This is a genomic window from Bacillus sp. FH, assembly GCF_052216825.1.
GTDB lineage: Bacteria > Bacillota > Bacilli > Bacillales > Bacillaceae_G > Bacillus_A > Bacillus_A paranthracis.
Genome location: NZ_JBQOUU010000001.1, coordinates 524,587 through 549,759 on the forward strand (window position 1 = coordinate 524,587; position 25,173 = coordinate 549,759).

At 33.3% G+C, this 25,173-nt stretch carries 32 protein-coding genes and 2 pseudogenes; 1 reads left to right on the forward strand and 33 read right to left on the reverse strand.

Going from position 1 to position 25,173, the window contains the following annotated elements; all coding sequences use genetic code 11:
* Positions 1–35: 35 nt before the first annotated feature.
* From ACTT1L_RS02825 to ACTT1L_RS02985, 33 genes and pseudogenes are all read right to left on the reverse strand, one after another.
* Positions 36–227, reverse strand: a complete 192-nt coding sequence (locus ACTT1L_RS02825; protein ID WP_071743237.1) for a hypothetical protein — start codon at positions 225–227, stop codon at positions 36–38.
* A 218-nt stretch (positions 228–445) separates the two neighbouring features.
* A complete protein-coding gene (locus tag ACTT1L_RS02830) occupies positions 446–916 on the reverse strand; it encodes an SMI1/KNR4 family protein (RefSeq protein ID WP_000403325.1) in 471 nt (156 codons plus the stop codon).
* A gap of 19 nt (positions 917–935) precedes the next feature.
* A complete protein-coding gene (locus tag ACTT1L_RS02835; RefSeq protein ID WP_235355870.1) occupies positions 936–1,022 on the reverse strand; it encodes an HNH endonuclease in 87 nt (28 codons plus the stop codon).
* Positions 1,023–1,293: 271 nt separating this feature from the next.
* Positions 1,294–1,773: an immunity protein YezG family protein gene (locus ACTT1L_RS02840; protein ID WP_000845734.1), complete on the reverse strand. Its 480-nt coding sequence runs from the start codon at positions 1,771–1,773 to the stop codon at positions 1,294–1,296.
* Between the two features lie 3 nt (positions 1,774–1,776).
* On the reverse strand, positions 1,777–2,475 hold the full coding sequence (locus ACTT1L_RS02845) for a DNA/RNA non-specific endonuclease (protein WP_442821958.1): 699 nt from the start codon (positions 2,473–2,475) through the stop codon (positions 1,777–1,779).
* 474 nt (positions 2,476–2,949) lie between these two features.
* The gene (locus tag ACTT1L_RS02850) at positions 2,950–3,495 is read right to left on the reverse strand and encodes a SecY-interacting protein Syd (protein WP_061182616.1); all 546 of its coding nucleotides are present in this window, start codon (positions 3,493–3,495) and stop codon (positions 2,950–2,952) included.
* An 18-nt stretch (positions 3,496–3,513) separates the two neighbouring features.
* Positions 3,514–4,188: a hypothetical protein gene (locus ACTT1L_RS02855; RefSeq protein WP_061182617.1), complete on the reverse strand. Its 675-nt coding sequence runs from the start codon at positions 4,186–4,188 to the stop codon at positions 3,514–3,516.
* A gap of 46 nt (positions 4,189–4,234) precedes the next feature.
* On the reverse strand, positions 4,235–4,474 hold the full coding sequence (locus ACTT1L_RS02860; RefSeq protein WP_425592479.1) for a hypothetical protein: 240 nt from the start codon (positions 4,472–4,474) through the stop codon (positions 4,235–4,237).
* A 179-nt stretch (positions 4,475–4,653) separates the two neighbouring features.
* Positions 4,654–5,136, reverse strand: coding sequence for an antitoxin YezG family protein (locus tag ACTT1L_RS02865; RefSeq protein ID WP_163062128.1), 483 nt, complete (start codon positions 5,134–5,136; stop codon positions 4,654–4,656).
* The gene (locus ACTT1L_RS02870) at positions 5,129–5,809 is read right to left on the reverse strand and encodes a DNA/RNA non-specific endonuclease (protein ID WP_442821783.1); all 681 of its coding nucleotides are present in this window, start codon (positions 5,807–5,809) and stop codon (positions 5,129–5,131) included. Before ACTT1L_RS02870 ends, ACTT1L_RS02865 begins: the two co-directional genes overlap by 8 nt.
* Before the next feature lie 578 nt (positions 5,810–6,387).
* Positions 6,388–6,879 (reverse strand): SMI1/KNR4 family protein, encoded by a 492-nt coding sequence (locus ACTT1L_RS02875; RefSeq protein WP_119683706.1) that lies wholly within the window; start codon positions 6,877–6,879, stop codon positions 6,388–6,390.
* A 444-nt stretch (positions 6,880–7,323) separates the two neighbouring features.
* On the reverse strand, positions 7,324–7,833 hold the full coding sequence (locus tag ACTT1L_RS02880) for an ankyrin repeat domain-containing protein (protein ID WP_442821784.1): 510 nt from the start codon (positions 7,831–7,833) through the stop codon (positions 7,324–7,326).
* A 20-nt stretch (positions 7,834–7,853) separates the two neighbouring features.
* Complete coding sequence (locus tag ACTT1L_RS02885; RefSeq protein WP_442821785.1) at positions 7,854–8,417, reverse strand: hypothetical protein; 564 nt, start codon at positions 8,415–8,417, stop codon at positions 7,854–7,856.
* Positions 8,418–8,449: 32 nt separating this feature from the next.
* The gene (locus tag ACTT1L_RS02890; RefSeq protein WP_061130307.1) at positions 8,450–9,106 is read right to left on the reverse strand and encodes a hypothetical protein; all 657 of its coding nucleotides are present in this window, start codon (positions 9,104–9,106) and stop codon (positions 8,450–8,452) included.
* A 36-nt stretch (positions 9,107–9,142) separates the two neighbouring features.
* Positions 9,143–9,550 (reverse strand): annotated as a pseudogene (locus tag ACTT1L_RS02895) (pentapeptide repeat-containing protein); the annotation flags it as partial.
* Between the two features lie 19 nt (positions 9,551–9,569).
* Positions 9,570–10,349, reverse strand: a complete 780-nt coding sequence (locus ACTT1L_RS02900) for a hypothetical protein (RefSeq protein ID WP_074543648.1) — start codon at positions 10,347–10,349, stop codon at positions 9,570–9,572.
* Positions 10,350–10,391: 42 nt separating this feature from the next.
* On the reverse strand, positions 10,392–11,195 hold the full coding sequence (locus ACTT1L_RS02905) for an ADP-ribosyltransferase (protein WP_076872462.1): 804 nt from the start codon (positions 11,193–11,195) through the stop codon (positions 10,392–10,394).
* 671 nt (positions 11,196–11,866) lie between these two features.
* A complete protein-coding gene (locus tag ACTT1L_RS02910; protein ID WP_001113308.1) occupies positions 11,867–12,322 on the reverse strand; it encodes a hypothetical protein in 456 nt (151 codons plus the stop codon).
* A gap of 16 nt (positions 12,323–12,338) precedes the next feature.
* On the reverse strand, positions 12,339–13,313 hold the full coding sequence (locus tag ACTT1L_RS02915) for a hypothetical protein (protein ID WP_000609922.1): 975 nt from the start codon (positions 13,311–13,313) through the stop codon (positions 12,339–12,341).
* A gap of 128 nt (positions 13,314–13,441) precedes the next feature.
* A pseudogene (locus ACTT1L_RS02920) lies at positions 13,442–13,591 on the reverse strand (hypothetical protein); the annotation flags it as partial.
* Between the two features lie 298 nt (positions 13,592–13,889).
* A complete protein-coding gene (locus tag ACTT1L_RS02925) occupies positions 13,890–14,588 on the reverse strand; it encodes an endonuclease V (RefSeq protein WP_033695110.1) in 699 nt (232 codons plus the stop codon).
* Positions 14,581–15,033, reverse strand: coding sequence for a toxin-antitoxin system YwqK family antitoxin (locus ACTT1L_RS02930; protein WP_052494081.1), 453 nt, complete (start codon positions 15,031–15,033; stop codon positions 14,581–14,583). Before ACTT1L_RS02930 ends, ACTT1L_RS02925 begins: the two co-directional genes overlap by 8 nt.
* Before the next feature lies 1 nt (position 15,034).
* Positions 15,035–15,736: a YwqJ-related putative deaminase gene (locus ACTT1L_RS02935; protein ID WP_074543644.1), complete on the reverse strand. Its 702-nt coding sequence runs from the start codon at positions 15,734–15,736 to the stop codon at positions 15,035–15,037.
* 274 nt (positions 15,737–16,010) lie between these two features.
* Positions 16,011–16,502 carry an immunity protein YezG family protein gene (locus ACTT1L_RS02940; RefSeq protein WP_016124921.1) on the reverse strand — a complete coding sequence of 164 codons (492 nt, stop codon included), beginning with the start codon at positions 16,500–16,502 and terminating at the stop codon, positions 16,011–16,013.
* A gap of 7 nt (positions 16,503–16,509) precedes the next feature.
* Positions 16,510–17,019: a DNA/RNA non-specific endonuclease gene (locus tag ACTT1L_RS02945; protein ID WP_442821959.1), complete on the reverse strand. Its 510-nt coding sequence runs from the start codon at positions 17,017–17,019 to the stop codon at positions 16,510–16,512.
* Positions 17,020–17,093: 74 nt separating this feature from the next.
* Positions 17,094–18,329: an IS110 family transposase gene (locus tag ACTT1L_RS02950; protein WP_442821786.1), complete on the reverse strand. Its 1,236-nt coding sequence runs from the start codon at positions 18,327–18,329 to the stop codon at positions 17,094–17,096.
* Positions 18,330–18,487: 158 nt separating this feature from the next.
* Entirely contained in the window at positions 18,488–19,270 is a 783-nt protein-coding gene (locus tag ACTT1L_RS02955; protein WP_098345583.1) for a recombinase family protein, read from the reverse strand.
* Positions 19,271–19,914: 644 nt separating this feature from the next.
* Positions 19,915–20,136, reverse strand: coding sequence for a bacteriocin immunity protein (locus tag ACTT1L_RS02960; protein ID WP_074543642.1), 222 nt, complete (start codon positions 20,134–20,136; stop codon positions 19,915–19,917).
* 20 nt (positions 20,137–20,156) lie between these two features.
* Entirely contained in the window at positions 20,157–21,854 is a 1,698-nt protein-coding gene (locus ACTT1L_RS02965) for a hypothetical protein (RefSeq protein WP_442821787.1), read from the reverse strand.
* A gap of 32 nt (positions 21,855–21,886) precedes the next feature.
* The gene (locus tag ACTT1L_RS02970; RefSeq protein WP_001198193.1) at positions 21,887–22,213 is read right to left on the reverse strand and encodes a hypothetical protein; all 327 of its coding nucleotides are present in this window, start codon (positions 22,211–22,213) and stop codon (positions 21,887–21,889) included.
* Positions 22,213–22,932: a DUF5081 family protein gene (locus ACTT1L_RS02975; protein WP_000514132.1), complete on the reverse strand. Its 720-nt coding sequence runs from the start codon at positions 22,930–22,932 to the stop codon at positions 22,213–22,215. Before ACTT1L_RS02975 ends, ACTT1L_RS02970 begins: the two co-directional genes overlap by 1 nt.
* Before the next feature lie 22 nt (positions 22,933–22,954).
* On the reverse strand, positions 22,955–23,260 hold the full coding sequence (locus tag ACTT1L_RS02980; RefSeq protein ID WP_000014540.1) for a WXG100 family type VII secretion target: 306 nt from the start codon (positions 23,258–23,260) through the stop codon (positions 22,955–22,957).
* 26 nt (positions 23,261–23,286) lie between these two features.
* Entirely contained in the window at positions 23,287–23,709 is a 423-nt protein-coding gene (locus tag ACTT1L_RS02985) for a hypothetical protein (RefSeq protein WP_000883453.1), read from the reverse strand.
* 366 nt (positions 23,710–24,075) lie between these two features.
* Between ACTT1L_RS02985 and ACTT1L_RS02990 the strand changes: the two genes are divergently transcribed.
* Entirely contained in the window at positions 24,076–25,158 is a 1,083-nt protein-coding gene (locus ACTT1L_RS02990) for an S-layer homology domain-containing protein (RefSeq protein ID WP_061130540.1), read from the forward strand.
* Positions 25,159–25,173: the final 15 nt, after the last annotated feature.

A 25,173-nucleotide genomic window follows, 5' to 3' on the forward strand; every position in this document is an offset into this window, starting at 1 on the left:
TAATTTTTGTTAACCTTAATTCATAAAAATAATTTTTAAACATTTATAACATGCCTATCTAATAAAAAAGCGCTTGTTGTCTTTCGTAGACAATCAAGCGCTTTAAGTTCATTTGTTTTTAAGCAGCATAAATTTATAAGTTTTGTAGTAACAATATGACACTTTTTATACTTCATAACAAATACTATGTTAAAACTTACGAGTTTGTACGAGTTCGTTAGTTTCATATACATTCCATGTGTTTATATTTATCGCCCGGTAAAATGTCATCTCGCCTAAGCTCGTACTTTATTTTCTATTCTATCATTGCACATAATACTCTATGATGGTACAACCATCATGAGTCATTATTTTCAAGCTTCTCATTGTTTTTCTGTATCACTCAAAAATCTTTTTGGAGTTCCTTTATCTAGTTTTAATCATGTGATTTGTCTAGATAGATGTATTAGTGAAGCATACCCATAAATTCAGCAAATGTATCTGCAACATGATGACTTACTGGTTCAAGTTCAGCAGAATTCTCATGATCCCACACACAAACTTTCGGGTTACTTCTTGATTCTCTAAAATCTAAACATAAAAAATCACCGGCAAATAATACAGCAATTGGTAATAAAGCTACTCCCAGTAAATCTCCATCATCTGTAAGTCTCTCATCTAGCTGGGTCCATGTTACATCAATATCAAACATACCTATTTCAATATTTTCTGGGGCTTCAAGAATACATAAAAACCTAATAACTGCATAGCTATGGTTATTACACACAAAAGATTTCTTTTCTGGGGAACCACCATTATTAACTTTTATGAAATTCTTATAATCTACCGGTAGTTGAACTCTCCAAAATTCTTCTTTCTTTAATATTAAACTATCAGACGGTAACGGATAAATTATAGATTCTTTTTTAATTTCCATTCAAAACACTCCTTTTTTATTATCTTGGCGCATCTGCCCACATTCCTTTAGTCCTTCCACCATTATGAACAGTAATACCATGGATTCCGTAAGGAACTAGTTGCATTTTCCGCTCCCCAAAAACTATTTAAAGAAAAAAGATAACTGTCTACTAAATATAGATAGTAGATTGTTATCTTCTTTTCGTTTTCTTTATATTGATAAAATCCCTGTTTCTTACTCAAAGTAAGTGCTTTTTTAAGAGCCTCATCAAAATCAAAGTCATTTTTTATACCTGAATTTCTAAAAGAACTTTTATTAAACTCTTCATTTTATATGAATACATTTCATAATTCTCTTCCGTTTTTTCATCTAGTAGGATATTTTAATAAAAAATATTATCTTTCCTTTTTGTATTTCTCAATAATCTCTTTATCGAATTCATTATTTTCATCAGGTAACGTATTCAATTTTTTATATTTCCATATCACATGCCTTTCGTAATCATCATAATCACAATTATCCAAGTCTGTATAGTCATAATCAATGTTAAATTTCCCTGAAGAAGTTAGTTCAAATGTTAAATTAGACCATAATGGTTGATTATTATTTTTAAATTCCTCGCGCAATTTTTCTACATAGTCATTAAGTTTAAATAATTTTTCCATATACTGATTTTTATCTAAATTATATATTTTAGAAACCTCTAAACTATATATAGGTTCTGAAGAATCATTCGGATAGAAATAGAAAAAGGTCTCATTACTAAAGTCATCTATTTCTGCATATAAATAAACTTCCTTCCACCCAACAGGGATTATACTATTAAGATAGTTTGCAATCATTCCATATAATTCTTCCATTTTTTCAGTTTTCATATACTAACCTCCATATATATTTTTTAAAATTTTCACTTTTTCAATACCATTTATTTTATAACTGATAGCAAAGCTATCCGGTCGTATTGAAGTTCCGCTATACCTTGGCCTTATATCCACAAAAACTTCTTTTCCTCCCCTTAAAGCTTTTGCCCAAGCAGATTCCAATTTTTTATAAGCACTTACATTCACATTACCATTCATTGCAACTATATTATCAATTAGCGGAGATCCATTAAATTGCGTACCGATTAAATGTCCACCATGATCGCCTTGAGTGCTAGGAGCTTTAACTCGGTCTTCTCCTCCAGCAGCTAGCTGATGCTTACTATTACATTCTCCCATCTCTAACGTTAATTCTCCAGAAGCTCTCTCAATTCTTCCTAGTTCATCTGTTTGATATAGATATCCATTCGTTTCATATTTTACATTAGGTTTCAATTTAAATTCATCTGAAAAGTGACTACCATCTTTAACTACATCATCAACAGCCTTACTAGTTTCACCCGTACCCTTAACCCCACCACTCTCCAAATTCGAGATCCTACTCTGAATACTCGCCTTTGAGGCATCATGGGCTTCTTGGAATTTCCCGCTATAATTCGTTCCAGATCTAACGACACTTCCATCTGGCAGTATTTCTACACCTTTAAAGATTGGGGATACGGAGTCCGCACCTTTTGCTAGTTTAATTTCAATTATATAATACTAGTAATTTCTGTTAACCTTAATTCATAAAAATAATTTTTAAACATTTATAACATGCCTATCTAATAAAAAAGCGCTTGTTGTCTTTCGTAGACAATCAAGCGCTTTAAGTTCATTTGTTTTTAAGTAGCGTAAATTTCTAAGTTTTGTAGTAACAGTATGACACCTTGTGTACATCATGACAAATACTATCTTAAAACTTACGAGTTTGTACAAGTTTGTACGAGTTCGTTAGTTTCATATACATTCCATGTGTTTATATTTATCGCCCGGTAAAATGTCATCTCGCCTAAGCTCGTACTTTATTTTCTATTCTATCATTGCACGTAATACTAATTTTTTATCCATATCTAAATTCTTCTTTATCACCTATTCAACGTAATACCTCGGTGAACTCCTATAATAAAATTAAACTATTTAATCAGTAAAACAAATTTTCATATAAAGTTTACATAATAGTAATACCTCTTAAACTACCAATTCTACTTTTAAATTATTTATCAATTCAGCAAGTGAATTAGCAAGAAATTCGTTTTCTTCCGTTTCAAAATTCTCTATCAATATCTGTCCTGTTTTATTGTCAAAGATAATAGCCATATCTTCTGGAAAGACAAATCCTATTTGTATATATCTAAATTCTCTTCCATTGTTCTCTTCATATTGTTTCATTACTTCAAAAAATTCTAATATAGATTTACACGGTTCTATGGGTTCAAGATTAACTAATCTTGAACCGTAAAAGCCTTGTAAGCTTAAGAACCAATACGAATTAAAGTATTCTTTCATTGCATGGTGAATATTCATACCCAGCTTTTTTTCAATTTCTGTAAAATCATCTAAATCAACTTTTTCAATAGGTTTCCAATATACATATTCTTCTTCATCTGGATTACTTAAATACAATCGAGGATCAATCTCTTCATCCCACGGTGCTTTAGGATATGTACCATATTTTGTATCCCATACATTTATGAGTTCTTTAAAATAATGTTCTAATGCTTTTTTTATGTCCATGTTATACCTCCAAAAAGATTACTTAATAAATACTTGAAGACGTTCAGCGTTTTCTTGATCTTTTCCCCATATACCTATTTGTTTCTCTATATTATGGATTCCTCCACTCCCTGGATGCAACGGTTGTGGAATAGCCATTGCTTGTCCCCCACCACCAATATGATGATGTACTAAAGGTTTTCCTTTTAATCCCACAATATCATATTGAGGGAAATGTCTCCTAAAGACCGCATCATTTACAATAGCCCATCCATTATTAAGATTTTTGATGTTAGCATCGCTAAAATACTCAGGATGTAATTTATATAGTTCATTAAAATAATACTTGTTATCTCTTAGCCATCCTTCTGAATTTGTACTTTGCTTCCCCTTACCTATATAAGGCATATCCACAACAAGTTTTTCATCTGCTACTATTTTAGTAACAAATGTTCCTTTTCTAGTAATTATTTCATACTCTTTATTTAAAACGGTGTCGTCAATATCACGGTATACTCTCACTGGATGGTTTGTATTACCCGTACCCTTAACCCCACCACTCTCCAAATTCGAAATCCTACTCTGAATACTCGCCTTTGAGGCATCATGGGCTTCTTGGAATTTCCCGCTATAGTTCGTTCCAGATCTAGCGACACTTCCATCTGGCAGTATTTTTACACCTTTAACGAATGGGGTTACGGTTTCCGTGTCCACAACTTTTACTAATTATATAATACTAGTAATTTGTGTTAACTTTAATTTACAAAAATAATTTTTTAAATTTTATAGTATGCCTATCTATAAAAAAAGCACTTGTTGCCTTTCGTAGACAATCAAGTGCTTTAAGTTCATATGTTTTTAAGTAGCATAAATTTATAAATTTTGTAGTAACAATATGACACTTTTTATACTTCATAACAAATACTATCTTAAAACTTACGAGTTCGTTAGTTTCATATACATTCCATGTGTTTATATTCAGCACCCAGTAAAATGTCATCTCGCCAAAGCTCGTACTTCTTTTTCTTTTCTATCATTGTACATAGTACTCCATGATGGTACAACCATCATGGAGTTTACTCTTCAAAATAGCCATTTCTTTTTCTACCCACTTCTCATATATGCTTATACATGTTTACGTTAAACCACTACAAGCTTTTATCATATATGGTATTGCACTCAATTTTTTGTATCTTCAAGATTTTTAAGATGCTTTTCTAAGTATTTTTTCCCTGAATTACTTTTAGGCATAAGACCAAGATGTTCATATTCCCAAATAATCATTCTCTCGTGGGAATTTTCATCCGAAAGGTCATCATAATTAAAGTCAATATTAAACTTTCCTGTATTATCAAAAATCATAGTGAAATTTGTCCAAGCTTCTTGATTATTATCAATAAACTCTTTCTTCATTCTCTTAATACAATCTAACAAACGATGCCACTTCTTAAAATATTCTTCTTCTGGGACATTAAAGAGTTCAAAAATACTATGACTGTAAATAAGAGTACTATTCTCTTCAGGGTAGTAATAAAAATATGATTCTTGAGCACCTTCCCCAACCTCACCATACAGGTAAACCTTAAACCACTTCTCTGGAATTGTATCAATTACAACCTCTGCTATTTCATTGTATAACTTGCTTAATTTTTCATCATTCATCTAATTTTCCTCCTGGTACATTATCAAAATTCTTTAATCTCCATCTATCTTCATCACCAATTTTATATCTAATAACAAAACTGTCTGGACGTTTTGAATTCCCGCTATAATTCGGCGTTATTTTCACCCTAACTTTATCACCATCATTAAGAGCATTAGCCCATTCATTCTCTAGTTTTTTCCATTCTCCTCTGTTTAAGTTACTATTCATTGGAACTAAATTATCCATATTACCAGAGCCTTTAAATATAGTTGCAATTAAATGTCCGCCGTCATCATCATCCAAACGGTCATTCCTACCTACCACTCTCTGAGCGTAGTTATTCCGCTTACCATCACCTAATTGAAGGCTACCCTCGCAACTTGCAACACGCCCTTGACTATCTGTTGTATATGTATATCCTTCTTTACTTGTATACTCAACATTTGGCTTTAATATCTTTTTACGTTTTTCCCTAGCATATTGTTCTCCATAGTTTACTTTTACAGGTCCTTCACCCGTACCCTTAACAACCTTACTCTCCATATACTGATAAGCCTCTTTCAGAGAATACTGTCCTCCTCCTGAGACCTTTCCTACTCCAGCCATGGCGAAGCCTTTTCCCTCGCCTGGGATCCATTTGTATTCCAGTAATGTTTTTACTGCGTGCTGGATCTTTTCATTCTCCTGCAAGAAGGTTGTTTTTACGGTTGTGGCGCCTTTGTTCCATAGATTTCCGATTTTGTCGGCAAATCCTTTTGCTGTGGAGGCTACAAAGTTTACACCTTCTGTTACTTTGTGGTTGGCTGTTTTTATGCCATCGACAGCTGCTTTTTAGTACCTATTTTTCACTTTTTATAATCTCAAGCTAATATTAACTTTATCTTTATTATATATCATTTTTATACTGAGACGAAAAAAGCACTTGTTGCCTTTAATTGACAAACAAGCGCTTTAAGTTCATATGTTTTTAAGTAGCATAAATTTGTAAATCCTGCAGTAAAAGTATGAAACCTTTTGTATGTCATAAAAACTACTACGTTAAAACTTACGAGTTTGTACGAGTTCATTAGTTTCATATACATTCCATGTATTTATATTTATCGCCATATAAAATGTCATCTCGTCTAAGCTCGTACTTCTTTTTCTATTCTATCATTGCACATAGTACTCCATGATGGTACAACCATCATGGAGTACTATTTTCAAACACCCTATTATTTTTCTATCCACTTCACCTAAACTTTATTTTTCATTCATCATTATATTTTTTAATCGTGTAATTTACTTAAAAAATCAGTAAATGTATCTGCAATATAAAATACATTTTCTCTTGCCAGTTCTTCTACTTGTGCTTCTGTTAGACCTTCTTGACGCATTAACATTTCTTTTTCGCCAGCATTCTCATGTTCCCAAAATACCACAACAGGGTTATTTTGGGCATTTTTATAGTCAAAACATATTAAATTTTCTGCTGGGTCAAAAGCAAAAGGAACTAACTCTTTAGGTATAGTAGTGGCATAAGTACGATATACTTTAACAATATATTCGCTACTATCCGTATCATAAGAGAGCAATGTCCCAAACACTCTTGTTACTCCATCCACCTCAAACTTATATGGTAATACCGCTGAACCATTATTAGTAGTAGCACACTCTACATAATCACTTGGAAATATAAAATCCATCTGCTTACCCACTTCATATATATATTCTACTGAAACCGGCTCATCTGGTACTGGCCATGTTAAATCTTTTCTCATCTAATTACGGCCTTCCAATACTATTAAAAAAGCACTGGTTGCCCTTAGTCAACAATCAAGTGCTTTAAGTTCATATGTTTTTAAGTAGCATTAATTTTGTATATTTTTTAGTAGTATGATACCTTTTATATGTCTTGACAACTACTACGTTAAAACTTAAGAGTTTGTACGAGTTCATTAGTTTCATATACATTCCATGTGTTTATATTCATCGCCATGTAAAATGTCATTTCCCCTAAACTCGTACTTCGTTTTCTATTCTATCATTGCACATAGTACTCCATGATGGTACAACCATCATGGAGTACATACTTTCAAATACCATATATTTTTTCTATCCACTTCAAAAATACATTCTTTTTCTTCACTTTTCTTATAAGTAATATAACCACTTTTATTGTGTTATCTCTCTAGAAAATACTATTAAATAAAAAATTTGTTTTTTTATTCTTTTTCATCCATCTTCTGCTTTAAATATTCAGCAATTTCTGTTTGCCCTCTTTCAATAGCAAATTCATAAGCTCCCATATCTTTCATAGTATCTCCTGTATACTTAACAGTAATATCAATACCATTCTGAACAAAATACTTTACAACATCAAGATGCCCACCATAAATCGCTGAGAATAAAGGATTCCTATTCGGGTCACCAACATCTAATATTGCACCCTTATTAAATAAGTACTCTACAATATTAATTTCACCTTCACTAGCCGCATGTGCAATAGGCGCTGACTTTGGTACACCTTCGTTTATGTTAATATCCATACCAGATTCAACTAGAAATTTTATCATATCCAGTTCACCAGCTCTAGTCGCAACATGTAGCCACGTTCCAAAAGGTGTTACAAAATCAAGTAAACTTTTATCAGTAACAATTATCTCTTTCGCTTGTTCTATATCACCATTCTTCATTAAATCATAGATTTTTATTGCTTTCTCCTTATTATCCATAGAATCCTCCTAAAATATCTTTATTTCATTGATGCCGCTTCTTCACCTAGTAGTTTAAGCATTTCAACCATTTTTTCACGAGTTCCACCAAAACTATCTACTGCCTTTAACTTATCAATAATATGTTGAAGACGTTCTATGCCGTGTTGTCCTGCAATTCTATTTGGTGCCCAAACAAGGTTTTCTTTACCGATTATTGGATCTATCCCATACCTTCTTAATATTTCTTGACCTTCTCGAACCAGTTCTTGTTGCTTCTGACGAAGGCCTTTTTTAAATAAAATATGATGTGCATGTGGATCTATCATAGCAGTAGGTGGGTCACCTATTAGTCCTCTAAGATATTTACCAAAATCAAGTTTAATTAATGCTTCATTATATTCTTTAGTAATGCCTAAATCAGACATCTTTTTTCTAATCTCAGACAACTCATCTACACTAAAAGTATTATTTTGAATAGCATTTTTAAGCTTATTCATCTTTGTGGCATTGACACTACCAGCCTCGACTATATCATCAAGATAATTGCTTACAGTGTTACCCGTACCCTTATTTAAAACCAAAAGCGATAATTGGGTTACCAATTATCGCTTACTAAGTCAAACCATTTGATGTACTATAAAGTAACAATTATTTTATTATCTATGATAGTTCTAAAATTGGTGTAATTTCTCATCATATTATTACCATATGCACTAACTGCTTCATTACCACACACCATACTTTCATAGTTATCTTTAAATTCTTTTTTTATTGACTCTTCCAAACTGTCATAGTATCTTTTGATAGCTTCCTCTGCCAATTCACACGACCCGTGCGTTAATATAAAATTAATATCTACCATATAACCCTTTTGAGGATAAAAACCCCTTTCAACAACCTCTTTTACAAAGTTGTTCAAATCATTCGTACACCTTTCTACAATTGGCATAAATACACTATTTAACCAATTAGTGAATTCGTTAACTGTCCGCTCCCACTCTTCCTCATTTGCTATGTTCCAATATAACTGACCGCTTGGTACATTGCACTGACGTGTATTAATATGAAATATTTTATCTTCAGATTTTAAAGGAAGAATTGCGCATTCACCATAAAATACTACGTTTTTATCAGATATATTATTCCAACTTGTATAAAAGAGTACCTTATAAATGAAATTTTTATCTTTTTTACTCATCCAATGACCAGACTTCGAATATTTCCAGCCATTATCTAAATACTTTTCAGATATTAGATTACATACGCATTCAAATGCTTTATTAGCTTTCACATTACCCCTCCAACAATTCCATGCAATTTCCAATTATTTTATATTTACATCATTTAATACAGTTTCAACTAATTCTCCATATGAAAAATCAACTTCATCAAAACATGTTTCAAAACAACTACTTATATTTATCTTTGCATATTTCATATTCGCTTTAGAAAAATCCGCTTCGCCAAACCTACAATCTGCAATATGTATTTCCTCTAAATTACAGCTCCTGAAATCAGCCAACTCAAAATCACAATCAAAAAAAGATGCTCTCATTAGTGAAGAAGCTCTTAAATGGACTTGTTTTGCCATGATACCCTCTGCCATCACCTCTGACAAATCTGAAAAAGTAAGATCTAAATCACTCATATCTAGTCCATCTATAACCTCATCATTGTATTGAGATCTATTTAATATTTCCATGACTCTTATTCTATCATTACCATTCTCATTCATTATTACGATCTCCTTTCATTTAGCTTTTCAGATAGTCCTTCCAAGCAATATTTGGAGAATAAGTTACAACCATTCGACTTTCATGAAAACTTGGCATGGCCATTACTTGAGCTGGTTCTAAGTATTTCATTACATGTAACCAACTATCAAGTAATATATCTATATCGGCTTCTAATGGATTTTGTAAAAGGTCTATACAAATCCCACCCCAATCCAGCTCTGATACGACAGCTGGGCTATTTAGTAATAATTCCTTATCAAACATGTCTAAAATATGACCACTCAAATATGTTTTAGCGCCTGCCCCCAAAGGACCGTTAGGAAGAAACCTTACCGGTATAGGTAAGGCAGACATATTCATCCACATATGTAACCGTTCACGTTCCGTATTCCATGGATAAGACGCTTTCCAAAAGATTTGCGACACCCCAAAACGTGGTTTTACAATTTCTGCGATTTGATCGGATAACTCAAAAAAAGCAGACCATAAACTTTTAGGTATTGATTTATGAAACTCAAACTCAAGATATGACCTATGACTCCAGTTAACTTTAAAGCTTCCTCTATAATGCACTGCCTTATCACGATACAAATGTACTTCTGATACTTTACGTTCCAAAATCACCTTTTCAAGAATTTCCTCACGATTATATTCTACCCGTACGGTTTCACTGTTACCCCAATGAGTAGGAGCAAATTTTTCATTCGAATCAAACACGCTCAAAAGACGAACTAGTATCTCTTCCTGATTAATCGATACTGTAGGATACATTGCAATTGTAAAATAATTAGGTTTCATTTAAATCCCCCTTAATACTAAAAAGTAAAGTTACATACTTATCTATATTTTTATCCATATACCTCCACCTGGGATATCTAGGTGCGCTTCCCACTTATGTGTTACTTTACCACTATTTGGATCAGTATAGAAAATGTCACTCTCTTTCGCTAAAGGCCCACTTGGTCTTGGATGAGGAGGAATCCCATTCAAATCAGGTTTATCGCTTGATATTGTCACAATATGACTTCCATTTTTATCTTCGAGCATCTCTCTTTCAGCTCGCATTTGGCTGTCATTATGAATAAAGTGTTCTTTGTCACTTATTTTGTGTTTGTGATCATGAACTAAATCGATTTCATCCTTAGCATTACGACCTATACTATCTGGACGCGTAAGATGCCCTTCACTGGATGTATACGTAACAACCTTGCCAGAGTTATTGTCCTCTAATGTACGATTTAGGTGTTCTCCCAAAGCTTTTCTTCCTTTTATTTCTTCTTCTCTTCCACGCTCTTGACTTTTCTTTAAATTTTCACGCTTAACATCCCACTCTTTACGTTCTAAAGGCTCTTTTGTTTCTTCACAATGACGATTATACCTAATGTTATCTGCTTCCTTATAATCCCCCCGTGCTTTGGCTTCATCTATTTTTATTCGATAGTATTTTTCTCTTTCCGGGGTTAGTTTAATTTTGTTTGGGTTTGCGTTACTACCAGTACCCTTAACCCCACCACTCTCCAAATTCGAGATCCTACTCTGAATACTCGCCTTCGAGGCATCATGGGCTTCTTGGAATTTCCCGCTATAGTTCGTTCCAGATCTAACGACACTTCCATCTGGCAGTATTTCTACACCTTTAAAGATTGGGGATACGGAGTCCGCAACTTTTGCTAATGTACTTTCAATTATATAATACTAGTAATTTTTGTTAGCCTGAATTCATAAAAAATATTTTCTAAAAATTTATAGCATGTCTATCTATTAAAAAAGCACTTGTTGCCTTTCGTAGACAATCAAGTGCTTTAAATTCATCTGTTTTTAAGCAGCATAAATTTGTAAGTTTTTTAGTAACAGTATGACACCTTTTATATGGTAACAAGTAATACATTAATACTTACGAGGTCATTATTATTATGTCCTTTCCATGTCTTTTCAATAAAATATCATCTCACCTAATTCTCACGCTTTTCTTTCTAATACAGTTGTAAAAATAAAAAATTCAATAGCCACTACGTTCTCCTAACGTTGCCATTGAATTCCTTTACTAAGCATGTACCTTTGTCAGCGTCCAAGTAACCAATAAAATAGGCACATTTCTCAATTTATTTTTCTATTATCAACCCTCCCAAATCCAAAACATTTTTATTATTTCGAATTCAGGAGGTGAAAAGTTTAAATGCATTTGTAGTAACACATGGTGTTATTAAAATTGTACGTGGCCAAAAATAGCACATTCTAGGTGGTTATGCAATCTTGATATTAACTTATAAAAAAATCTTGATCGGATTCAAGGGTGAAGGTATACAACCTTAGGCCTATCTATAATATTTGATACACCTTTCTTGAAAAGGAATTCTATCATCAAGCAACACCTCTTCTTGCAGGATTTTTGTTATATTCTCTATTTTCCCAATGAATAATGCATAAAAGTCGCCCGAATTTGGATATAAAAACAGACCAAATCCCTTTGGTGACAGTATTTTGTTGGCCATCTTGATCTTATCGGGTAAAAATTCATAATTAAATGCTTCTAATCTCTCAAGTTCTTCTTGTGTTGCTAATTCAATTTGGTGGGCAAATTCGTAATCAAGAATAAAATTGACAATTTCTTGGTATTGCTCACCTTTATAGTCAACGTATAAAAACTGTTTCGTTGTCAATCCATATTTTAATAGGTCTTCATGTAAGTCATAACTTCCTTGTTCCTTCAAAAATGTTTCCAAATCCTTGCTATCAGGAAATATAATCTGCGCTATCCCTTGATCAGGCATCTTAGCTTCCTCCCTTTTATTGAAATAATTCTCCATGCTTGTTAGGAATATATTCCGGATAGTTTTCACGATAAAATTGATCAATCATCTGAAGTACGGGATCCCATTCAGGATATGACTCATGTTCCCCAAATACCATTCTAGCTTCTGAAGTATTCATCAGAAAATTATCGATTTGAGTAGGTACTGGCAACCCTAGTTGTTTCCTTACATGGATTAAAAATAATATTTCAAAAGGATAAAATCCGTATCTGAAATCACCAAATTCACCTAGCTGTCCGATTTCAGAAGCTAACGCAGAATGATACTGAGACATTATCGAAATTAGATATTCTATTTCTTCTAAGTCACGAGTCGACCAACGTCCTAACACTTCATCATATATATTTAGGTCTTCAGGGATTAAATCGCATCGCAGTTCAGCTTCTTTAAACTTATTTTTCACGACTAGATGCAATTTTTCATTTGTCCCCATGATGGTTTTATTTCTATACTGCGAGTATAGCTCTAGCAAAAACCAAATATGTCTATTCTCTTCATTAGCATCTATTAAATGTCCACCGAAGTGATGAACCATAAAATCATATAATATATTTTCTTCTTTCTCCCATCCATACATTGCAAAATGAACTAATGTGAGGACGACTTCTCTAAACGTATACCCCAAAATCATCTTTGGATATCTGATTTTATAAAGATCTTGTCCCATGCACTGGTAAAATAAGACTTTCTGCATGTTCTTTAATCCTTCTACATTGTTTCCACCGCTTATCAATACATCGTTTTTCCATAGTGACAAGTGATATGAGAAAATTTTGCTTAAATTTATTAGTAGGATGTGATCTTTCTCTGTTTCATTTTGCTCAACGATTTTCTCAATCTTTCTTCTACTGACATTATATTTATCTTTCACATCTTCAAATTTGATTCCATCCACAAAATTTTTGCTATATTTTTTAAAAGCCATTTCTAACTTTTTTTGGTTTATCATTGTATCCTCCCTATGAATTAATCTATTTTCTTATTCCAGTCCTTTACCTTTAACTCATCAACACCGAATCCAGTATCAGTATTCTTTATATCTGTTTCAACTCTAATAAAATCGAATTGTAGATCCGGACTCTCCAAATTCGAGATCCTATCCTGAATACTCGCCTTTGAGGCATCATGGGCTTCTTGGAATTTCCCGCTATAGTTCGTTCCAGTTCTAGCGACACTTCCATCTGGCAGTATTTCTACACCTTTAGCGAATGGGGTTACGGAGTCCACACCTTTTGCTAATGTATTTCCAATTATATAATACCAGTAATTTGGGTTAGCCTTAATTCACAAAAATAATTTTTAAAATTTTATAGCATGCCTATCTATAAAAAAAAGCACTGGTTGCCTTTCGTAGACAATCAAGTGCTTTAAATTTATATGTTTTTAAGTAGTATTTAATTTGTAAGTTTTTTAGTAACAGTTCGACAGCCTTTACATGTTGTGACAAATACTAGGTAAAACTTACAAGTTTATATAAATGCATTCTACTTGTATTTATTGCTTAATAAATATAGAATACACTATTTTATCCTTCCATTAACTTCTTCCTCATTTTATGTGTTTCTAAATCTGCTAATCTAACAGGAATAGGTAAACGACTTTCATTATTAATACAGTTCATAACAATTTCAGTACTTGTATCTAAATCAATCCAGTTCCCACAAGAAACAAAAATAGGTTTAACATTTTTGGTCGTTCTTAAAGTTCGACCATAGACTTCATTATTTATTACAATATCAGTGTAAGATCCTTTTAGATTCTCTGGCATAATAAAATCTACATCTCGAATTTTAAGATAACTTTTTGCTACACCAATGGTTGGTTTATTTAGCAGAAAGGAAGCATGAGTAGCAATACCCATGTGACGATAATGTAAATATCCATTACCATCAAAAATATATATATCTGGTTGCTTTGTTAGCTTTTTAACTGCCTCTATTATTAAAGGTAACTCTCTAAACGCAAGGAAACCTGGAATATACGGGATTGGTATTTCTCCATAACTGTATACTTTTTCGACAACTTCCTTTGTACCATAATCAATGATTACAATACAACATGTACCATACTTAGTTTTATTCACATTCCAATAAGCCAAATCTACCCCTGCGATAAATTGTATCTCTTCTATTTGAAAATTATTTTCTAATTTAATTCTAGGTGATAATTCACTTTGGATTTTTGAAAACTCTTGTATTAATTTCTTTTCATCAAAATTATTCATTATCATCACAATCAGCTAATCGGGTAATTAGTCTTAATTCCTCTTTTGTTGGAGCAACTTTTTGCCTAATTATATTCCCTTGTTTATCCCATTCAGTATATTTTAAACAAACGCCAAACTTAAACGTTCCTTCATATTTGAGTTCTTCGCTTTCATACCAAATTTTTCTTATACCTCTTGTTTGTCCTTTTATCATGTAATCTATAGATTTAACTTTCCCATTATGGTGAAATTTAACATAATTACCTTCTTTAAAACCATTCTTATAATAACAGTAATACGCTAGATTCCCATTTTCATATAACTCATAAGCTAATCCAGTAAAAGGTTTTCCACCTTCATCTTCTGGGTTATCCAGCACTTCATCGCTGTAAGAGGTAAACCATAGTTCCTCATCAAAATCTATACCCTGTTCTAATACATATTCTTTACTTAATACACCCATCTTATTTTCCAATTTTTCTCACCTCTGAACTAAATTCAAATCCTTCAGTAATAAAATTACAATGTGGATAGGTTGGCATCATCATACCAGCCGGTTTCAATTTCTTACCAGATCTTACGACGTGGGTAATAAAATCTGTTGGCTGTGCGTTGTGATTCGCAAGTAATGCCTGATTCAAGGAGTATACCTCTGCGTGGGAACCTGCTCCATACGTAAATTTATAACCATCTCTAACGCTACTAGGCATGTTCTCTATCCGATCCCTAATAATTGTGTGCAATGTAACTGGAATATCACCGTCAGTATTGTTAATTCCAAAATAATATTTTCCAGTATTTTTATCAAATGTTCCTGCAACCGCTGGACCCATTTCGTTTTTGGTTAGCCCTAATGTATTTAATCTTTCAACCTCTTTTTCTACAGCACCACGCAAATTAATTCTATGATTTAATTTGCGTGGAGTAAATCGACCATATTTATTACGCAAGTATTCTATTCTACTTAATTTTTCACTACTATTAGAAACTTCACCCGTACCCTTAACCCCACCACTCTCCAAATTCGAGATCCTACTCTGAATGCTCGCCTTTGAGGAATCATGGGCTTCTTTTACGCTTTCACTGAAGTTCGTTCCATCGTATCTACGTACGCTTCCATCAAGTAATACTTCTTCACCTCTAATGAAGGCGGTTGTTTCGTCCACACCTTTTGCTAATGTAGTTCTAGTTATATAATACTAGTAATTTTTGTTGGCTTTAATTCATAAAAATAATTTCTTTAAATTTATAGTATATTTTTCAATAAAAAAGCACTCATTGCCTGTAGTCGACAATCAAGTGCTTTAACTTCATATGTTCTATAAGTAACATTAATCCGTCACTATTCTTCTTTCAATAGTCCAACTAAAGCTAGTTAATTTGGATATTTTACATATTTACTCGCTAATAATACATTCCTTAATTTAACAAAAAAATATTTTAAGATTTATTTTGCTCTTCATATTCTTTCATCTCTTCGAATTTTCTTCGCTCATTTTCATTACTAGGTTTCTTCCCTAAATATTTATATTCAAAATAATCCACTCGGTCATTCGGTCCAAAAGTAGATTGATACCATTTAGTATACCCATAATGAATTTTTAATTTCCCCTCAGATGTCACAATCATATCAAAAGAATACCAAGGTTCCTGATTATTTTTTATAAATATTTCCTGTAACTCTACACTTAAATGAAATAATTCATCATATGTCTTATCATATTCTTTTTCACTCACATTAAATACATCTGGTATATCATGGGAATATATATATTCATCCGATCTATCTGGGGTATTGAAAAAGAATAATACCCCACCCTCTTGGTTATAAATCTCTGCATTAAAATAAAAGATATCCCATTCTACGGGAATTGTATCATTTATTTTTTGCGCTATATTTTGATAGATTTTATTTAATTCTAATTCGAACACTTTTACATCAACCTCCTGTTTTATTAAGTATTTCACGTATTACCTTACGTTGGCCTTCAATTTGGTATTTTATTTTAAATGAGTTTGATCTTAGCGATGAACCTAAGTATACTGGTTCAATTTTTACTGTCACTTTTTTAGGAGGCTTTCCACCTAATGCATTAGCCCATTCTTTCTCCATGTTATACCATTCTCCACCCGAACGATTAATTTGTTTATTTTGAGCGACTAAATTATCAATATCACCGGATCCATGGAATTGCGTCCCTATCAAATGCCCACCATCATCATCCGGTAATCTATCTTCTCTTCCTGCAGCCACTTGCATTCCTGTGTTTCGTTTTCCTTTTTGAAGTATTAATTCTCCTGCCTCAACATCTACTATTCTACCAAGCTCATCTGTTGTATATTTATAACCATCCTCAGTAATATAACGCACGTTTGGCGCAAGTTCTTTCCTTCCATTTTTCCCTTTAATAATGTGCTTCCCAAGATCTTTCTCTTTTATTTCAGTTATCTTAGGAGTTTCACCCGTACCCTATGTTGTAATCTTAAACCCTCACAATAAAAAAACAAACCATGTAAACCTTATTAAACTACTTCTTTTTCTTCCACTACCGGCAACTCATAAGCTGTTTTATATTTCATCATGCCATATACAATGTTTACAAGCCTTCTCATAATACATACCAATGCTTGTCCTTTTGTTTTTCCCTCTTTAAGTTTCTTTTGATAGTACGCATGAAACACTGGATTTCGTGGCATCTTACTTCCTTTTGCTACTTGCACTTGCTGTACTGCTAAATTATAAAATAAAGCGTGTAACGCCCTGTTTCCTTGTTTGCTTTTATGCGCCTTACCTTTCCCACCAGAACCAAAGTAAACAGGCGCAATCCCCGCAAATCTTGCTAATTTATTGGCATTTAGAAATCGTCTTATATCTCCTATCTCAGCTATTAATGCTGATGCCGTCACAAGTTCTATTCCTGGCATCGTGTCTAATTGATAATCTAGTAGATTTACTAACCGTTTTAATTCTCTTTCGATGTATTTCATTTCCTTCTTTTTAAACTCAATATCCCGTACAATACTTCTTACTAAAAAGTCTCGTGTTTCTTGATATTCCTTCATTGTATGTCCATCTTCTTTTACAAGTTTTAATATGTCGCTTGCTTTCTTTACTGAACATGTATTGTTGCTAACATCTAATAAAAAAGCTGTTAATTGCTTTATATTCGCCCCCTCTAAACAAGAGGGTGACGGATATTGCTGCCAAAATGCTAATGCTGTTTTTCCATCTAATTCTGAGAAAAACCTTTTATAGCTTGGATAATGATAGTTTAATTGAATATGTAGTTGGTTCTTTAACGCACTTTGTGCTTTTACTAATGCATCCCTTCTTGAAACCAGTTGTTGTATTGACCATAATAAATCGTTTGGCTTTGCATCTGGCAATTGATTAAATTTGTTTACCAGTATGCGTGCCACACATTCCGCATCCCAACTATCATTTTTTTGTATCATCACTTGGCTTTTTCGTTCTAAAAATGATAAAGCTGGATTTACTTCTTTCACTACTCGTTCATGGTCTACTAAATATTTCGCTAACGCTCTTCCGTAACCACCAACATCTTCTAAACCAAATACAACTGATAAACCATCACTCACATATGTCTCTACTTCTAATAAAAACTTCGAAAATGCAGATGGTTTATTATCAAACTGTATTTCTCCTAATTTCTCTTGCCAACAATTAATAATAACAGCCGTATGATGCTCCTTATGTAAATCTACTCCTACATACAAATAGTTTTGTCTATTATGCATAACTCATCCCTCTATCCAATGATTTAGTCATATATAAAAATGTCGGCAACCTTAGTTCGAGCGTTCATCTTCCGATGCGCATAGGTACGCAAGCCTATCCATTTTCATAATTTCATAAGTACATATAGTAAAATGAGCGATTTTTTTAAGTACGACTTTTATATAATTGCTGGATGCTTCCCATTTGTTTGTATTTGCCCGTATGTATACACCCCTCGATAAAAGTTCTCTCTATCTAACATGCGTTTCACTTGTACTTTCGTAAACAGCTTTCCTTTCTCAGTACAATACCCTTCCCTATTTAGTCGTTCTGCCAATTGAGTTAGCGACCAATGTTTAAAAAAGTGTCTTAATTCAAATAGTCTACGTACAACTATCGCTTTCTCAGCATCCACTTCTAACACTTTTTGTCCTTTTGTTGCCTTGTAGCCAAACAGTACACCCCCACCTGCATATCCACCTTGTTCCGCTTTCTTCTTTCTCCCTCTACTTAGCTTTAATGCAATCTCGAGACGTTGATATTGGTCTAGTAGTTCTAACATGCCATTTACTAAAAAGTCATTTGGGTCATGCGTGTATATACTATAATTTGGTTGTTCAATTGCTTTCACATCTACCTTGTATTTCTTTAGCTCTCGTTGTATTAACACTTTTGCCATATCAGAGCGCCATAACCGAGATGTATTTAGTACAATAACTTTGCTTACTTGATGACACGTCATATCTGACAGTAATTCTTGTAAGCCTTCACGTTCAACTGTTAATCCATCTTCATCTACTGTCGCTCCGCTAATTCCCTTATCTTCGTATATGTGAAGCAGCTGTAGTTTATTTTCAATGCAGTACCGTTCAATTTCTTCTACTTGATACGTTAGGCTATACCCTTCACGTACTTGTCCTTCTGTTGAAACTCGTACATAACCAACTACTTTCTCTTCCATATTGAGTCCCTTCCCGTTACAGCAATTACAATTCCTGTAACGTTTACCCGTTTTTTGCGGATAACGTGTTCATAGCGTAAATCCGTTAAAACGTACTTTACGATGACTTCAAAACATAATACAACCCTTTAGTTTTTCCTCTACTATCGTCATACACTGTACAAAGCCATTACAGTCTATAAAATTTAACACTTAATACACTTATAAAATTATACGTGTACCAACTTATTTCTACGCTAAAACACAAAAAAGCACTTGTTGCCTTTAATTGACAATCAAGTGCTTTAAGTTCATGTATTTTTAAGTAGCATAAATTTGTAAGTTTTGTAGTAACAGTATGACACCTTTTATACGTCATAACAACTACTACGTTAAAACTTACGAGTTTGTACGAGTTCGTTAATTTAATATACAATCCATGTATTTATATTCGTCGCCCCGTAAAATGTCATCTCGCCTAAGATCGTACTTCGTTTCCTATTCTATCATTGCACGTAATACTCTATGATGGTACAACCATCATGAAGTACGAACTTCAAAATGACCTTTTCTTTTTTTGTACACTTCACATATACTTTGTTTTTCATTTATATGTGTATCAAACAATACAAACTTTATCACTTTTGTAAATTGCCATTATACACCTATCTATCTTTTTCATCCTCTTCATATGCTAATGCAATTGTTACTATTTCCTCTGGTGATAACTCTTCATCATGCCAAAAAATTAAGTCACTTGGAGCTGGATGAGGTACATTACTTTCTAATATATCAATATATTCACTCACTTCTTCATCAGACAACTTCGGATTACATATTTTTTCTACAAGTTCAATTAATTCCTCTTTAGATAGTTTATTTTCCATAACATTCATCCTTTCCTAAATCAATGTCCTTTTTTCCCAAAATGATATGCTGGATCTAAGATGTTTTGATGCATTTTTGGTGAAGTAATTATTAAATTATCAAGATTATATACTTCTCCGCCTTTATCTATAGGCTGTTTATGATGAAGTATATATGACTTGTGTTTACCATAATGTTCAAGCTTAGGAGCAATTGGTGCATTTCCCTCTAACATTCTTGTAACATTTCGGCTATTAAACTCTTCTGCAAAACTTGAGTTTGCAACTGACTTCCAAAACTCTTTTCTAAAGTCATCAAAAGAGTTAAAATGTTTTCCTATTAGCTGGTCTCTAACCTCTTTTGGTATTACTCCTATTGAACCTTTATTATACATAAATTGTTTTTGAGTTTGGAGACTTCTTTCTAAGTTAAAACTTTGATTTACAGTCCCAGGTTGATACCTTGGATTCTTATTTGGATTCTTATTTGTATTCTTTCCCGTACCCTTACTAGCAAGAGAAGCCTCTACACCCTTAATCTTATCATCTATAATCTTATTACTTTCTGTATGATGCTTATTCACCCAGCTTTGGAAATCTGTACCACCTTGTTTAGATAATAGTAAGCCATTTCCGTCAACTTCAAAACTTGCCGATTTGGCTGTCCTATCATCTATGCTTTTGGCTATTTTTTCGCCAAGTTGATACATCTTTTCATTTCCGGATTTCTCCATTTTAAGGCTTGCTAGTTTCAAACGGTCAAGCATAATAGCTTTATTATCACGCAATGATTGTACCACATTTTCACCCAAATTTGGATTAAAACCAGGCATTCCTTCTTTGAATTTTAATAATTTCGCTAAATCAGCTAATTCACTGGTGCCTTTGAATGCTTTTACTCCTTTTCCTACTGCTCCAACAACTGGGATTGCGTCTAATCCGCCAAAAATGATGTTTCCTACCCGCTCTTCTTGGCTCAATTTCCGGTGTGTTCCCCAGTCTTCTCCGTCGATACCACTTTTGATTTGTACAGCGCCGTATACAACTGCCGCAGCGGTTCCGAGTGGTGGGCAAAGGATTGTTGTGATGATGATTCCTAGGCCTATTCCTATGTCTCGCACCATTTCTAGTTTTTTCTGTTCATCTTCTATCGATTTATATTCAAATCCTCGTGTGGATGGGACTACTTTCTTGTATTCTTCATAATTTAATTTTGCATCTGGGTTTTGTTTTTTTAGTTCTTTGTATTCCTCTCTCAGTACGTTATCAAATGCAGGTGAATCTCTAAAAATATCTTCTACTGTTATTTTATCTTTTTTTGTTTTTATTGTTTGTGGTACACTTCCGTACCCTGCGTGCGCATCTGGTAATACTGTCGTTGTTGTGGAGCCAATTCGGTTATCTGTTTCGAAACTGAGAATAGATGTATCTCTCATTTTTTGAGCGAATTTATCCATTTCTACTAAAAAAGGTTTATCTATATGTTCAGAGACCAATCGCCCTGCTTCTCCGCAATATCTTTGTAATGTCGAATAGCTATCAAGTAATTCCCCGATTTTTTGCGATTGATCTTTTGGGTTAAAATGTATACTGCCATCTGAGTCTAAATCTCGTATTCTTCCATCAATTTTTTTCAATAATTCATTTGCGCGCTGTAATTTTATGAGTGCATCTTTTGTAATTCGATTCATACCATCCCCCATGTTTTGCCATGGTTCAGGTCTATATTTCACATCCATTTCGTTTTCATCCCCCAGCCGTATGGTGATTTCTACAACTTACTTAATATTTCACGTAATTGTTCGTCCTTTTCAAGCATTTCTACACATGCGACCCTTACAAGTCTCGCCGACCTAGAATAGTGTTCAGCAAATTCAAGTGTTTTGTGTAATATATCAGGATATTTTTCAATTACTCTCATCGCTTCACCTTTTTGATAAAAATCACTGCTTAATAAACTCTCAATATTCGTTCCAATGACGTCTACATGGATTTTATATATATCTTCTAATTTCATTACTATATCAAGTAGTTCTTGAAAATTAACTAATACTTCTTCTCCACCACCAGAACCACCATCTCCCATTGATACTTGCATTATTCAATACCTCCTAACGAAAATTGTCTCGGGTCAATTAATTTTTTATACGGCATTTTTAACACGTCATACAATTTCTTATTTACCGCATAGAGACTCACCCAGTCATACCGATTACGTTCTACATCAATTTGAACGAAATCTTCTCCTTCAGTGAAATATAAGAAACATTCCCATTTTCCTCCTCTGTTACTCCGAGGCCTCGTATATGTTTCTATCGCTATAACATCTTTATTTGATAAATCTTTTTCCTCAAATGTTTGTTGTTCTTCTTCTGTCATTCTCTTTGAGAAAAATGTATCTTCTATGTCCCTCGGTTCTCTCAATAAGAAAGGGATGCGTGTTAATAAGGAAAAATATACGTCTGGCTTTGGTATGTAGTCGATCTCGTATTTTTTATTTGGCTCTATTTCCGTTAATACAGCCACTCGGTCTTTATCCTCTTTCAAAAAGCCCATTAATAGATTATTCATTCTCGTGTATTCATGACAATTTTCATATTCTTTTAATAGCTCAATCATTTGAAAAGCGGCAGGGGTAATTCCATTTTCACTTGTAAGTAAGCCCTTTTCTTTTAAACTCGTAGTTGCTTTCGTGACACATTCTTCATCAAGTAAAATAATTACGTCACGGTTTGGCAATCCAAATATATCGGTAACCCCAGCTGCACCTGCGAGAACATATAATTCAGCAGGTGCAAAAACCATTTCTTTCCCCATTCTTTTATCCCTCATTTCTCCATCACAATTTTTTTATCGCCCTTACTTCCGATATATCGCCATACGTTTGAATACTTTTCTCTAACTCTTTCAAAGCTTTCGTATGTCCTTCAAATGCCTCTACCATTTCTGAGTTATATTGAATGATTAAATCAAGATAACTTAAAAAGGCATCTCTCGTTTTTCCATTCCATTTCGCACATGTAACGTACGCTTTTAAGTTTTTCGCTTGATTTAAAGAATCTTTCATGCCGTTCTCTATGTTTTGTGCGTAAGAAATGGCACTTGCAGTGTTACTTCCTATAATTTCAACCTCTTTACCACTCATATTAGTTCCCTCCATTCTTTGTATACTTAATGGATAAGTTTTTCAATTTCCTTTTTCTTTTCTTCAAAAGCTCTGGTCGCTGCAGCGTATGCTGACGCTTTCTCCGCTTCTGCTTTCGCTTTATATTCCAAATACTTTGCATAAGCTGTACCTATCGCAGATCCAACATTGCTTAATTCACTTTTAAAATAGGATAGTACTGTATTTAAGTCTTCATCCTTTTCATGACGTTTTTGTTCAAATTCCACTGCTGGAATTTTATTTGCTTCTAAGCCATTACTTTTACTCTCATAATCTCTCTTCGCTGATTCAGCCTCTTGAATGTATTGCTTTAACTCTCTTTCTTGATCTTTTAAATAATCATGTAATGTATCATACTGATCTCGTTTCCTCGCGCTTTCTGTAAAACCCGATGCATTTAAAAAAGCATTATACAATTCATCTAACATCTTTCTCCTCCTTTATTACAATAACTATGTAGTTAAATTCGTATATTTGAACATGAATATTCATTACATTGAGAATTTATAAATAATTATTTTTGCATATTGCTATTTTATCAAAGGGGTTTTAACATTTCCATATTTTATAAAAAGGTTTCGCATTTTTCTTCAATTAAATAACAATGAATATTTATTATCTAAAAATTGTAGTTTCATATAGATTATTGAAATTTTATCCACATTAAGGAAATGAATAACAAATAACCATCATTTACATGTTATAATTGCGATGTATACATTTAATTGTATTAAATGTATATGTGTAATACGTATGTTTAATAAAGTTAAATTAAACTGGGGAGGCTTTCGCAAATGGGTAAGAAAACAAGCAAAGCTAAAAAAATTTTCGGATTCGTAATCACCGCAGCTCTAGTAACTACAACGATGGTAGGCACAGCAAACGCACAAACAACTACGAATAACTATAAAGTAGCTGGCAATGCGAACACTGTATTTACAGATGTACCAAAGGACCACTGGTCAAAAGATGCTATTGATTACTTAGCAGCAGCAGGACTTTTTAACGGATATGGAAATGGAAAATTTGGTTTTGGGGATCATATTACTAGAGGCCAGGTAACTTCTTTAATCGCTCGTTATTTAGGTTTAACAGCAAACAATGAACAGAGCAATATGTTTAACGATATTAAAAATCATATGTTCGAAAAGGATATTAAAGCCATTGCGCAAGCTGGAATTATGACAGGTGATGGAACAGGTGCTTTTCGTCCAGATGATGCATTAACTCGGTATGAAATGGCAGTAGTATTACAAAAAGCATTTCAATTACAATCAAAAGGACAAAATAACTTTAAAGATGTACCTCAAGATCATTGGGCTTATAAATTTGTAAATACGCTACGTAGTAACCGAATATCCTACGGTGATGAGGCAGGTAATTACAATGGCAACACGCTTGTGAAACGTGAGGAGTATGCACAATTTTTATATAATGCAATAGCAAAAAACAGAGATTATAATTTCAACATCAATACAAAAGAAGAAATGAAACAAATGTTAACAACAGCTTTAGAGAATGGGACGTTTGGTCCATTTAAATTAAATTCATTGGGTAAAGAGCTATCTGACGTAAAAAAAGAATATGGAGTGCCTGATGTTTTGAAAAAAGCACCATGTACAGAATGTGATGCACCTAATACAGCGGTATACGGCGATTATAATATTGATATGTACCCTTGGGACGCTAGATATATATGGGTGAAAATGGATATCCCTATCAATGAATTAAAAGAGTGGTTTGGTGAGCCCGATTTAATCGGAGAGGATATGACTAGCGAAGGCTTTATATATAATCGAGGAAGCTATTCTCTTTATTTCAGCTTCTCTGATGGTTATATTCAACGCGCTGAAATATCTAAAAGTGAACACCATTAATACGTTACAAGCAAT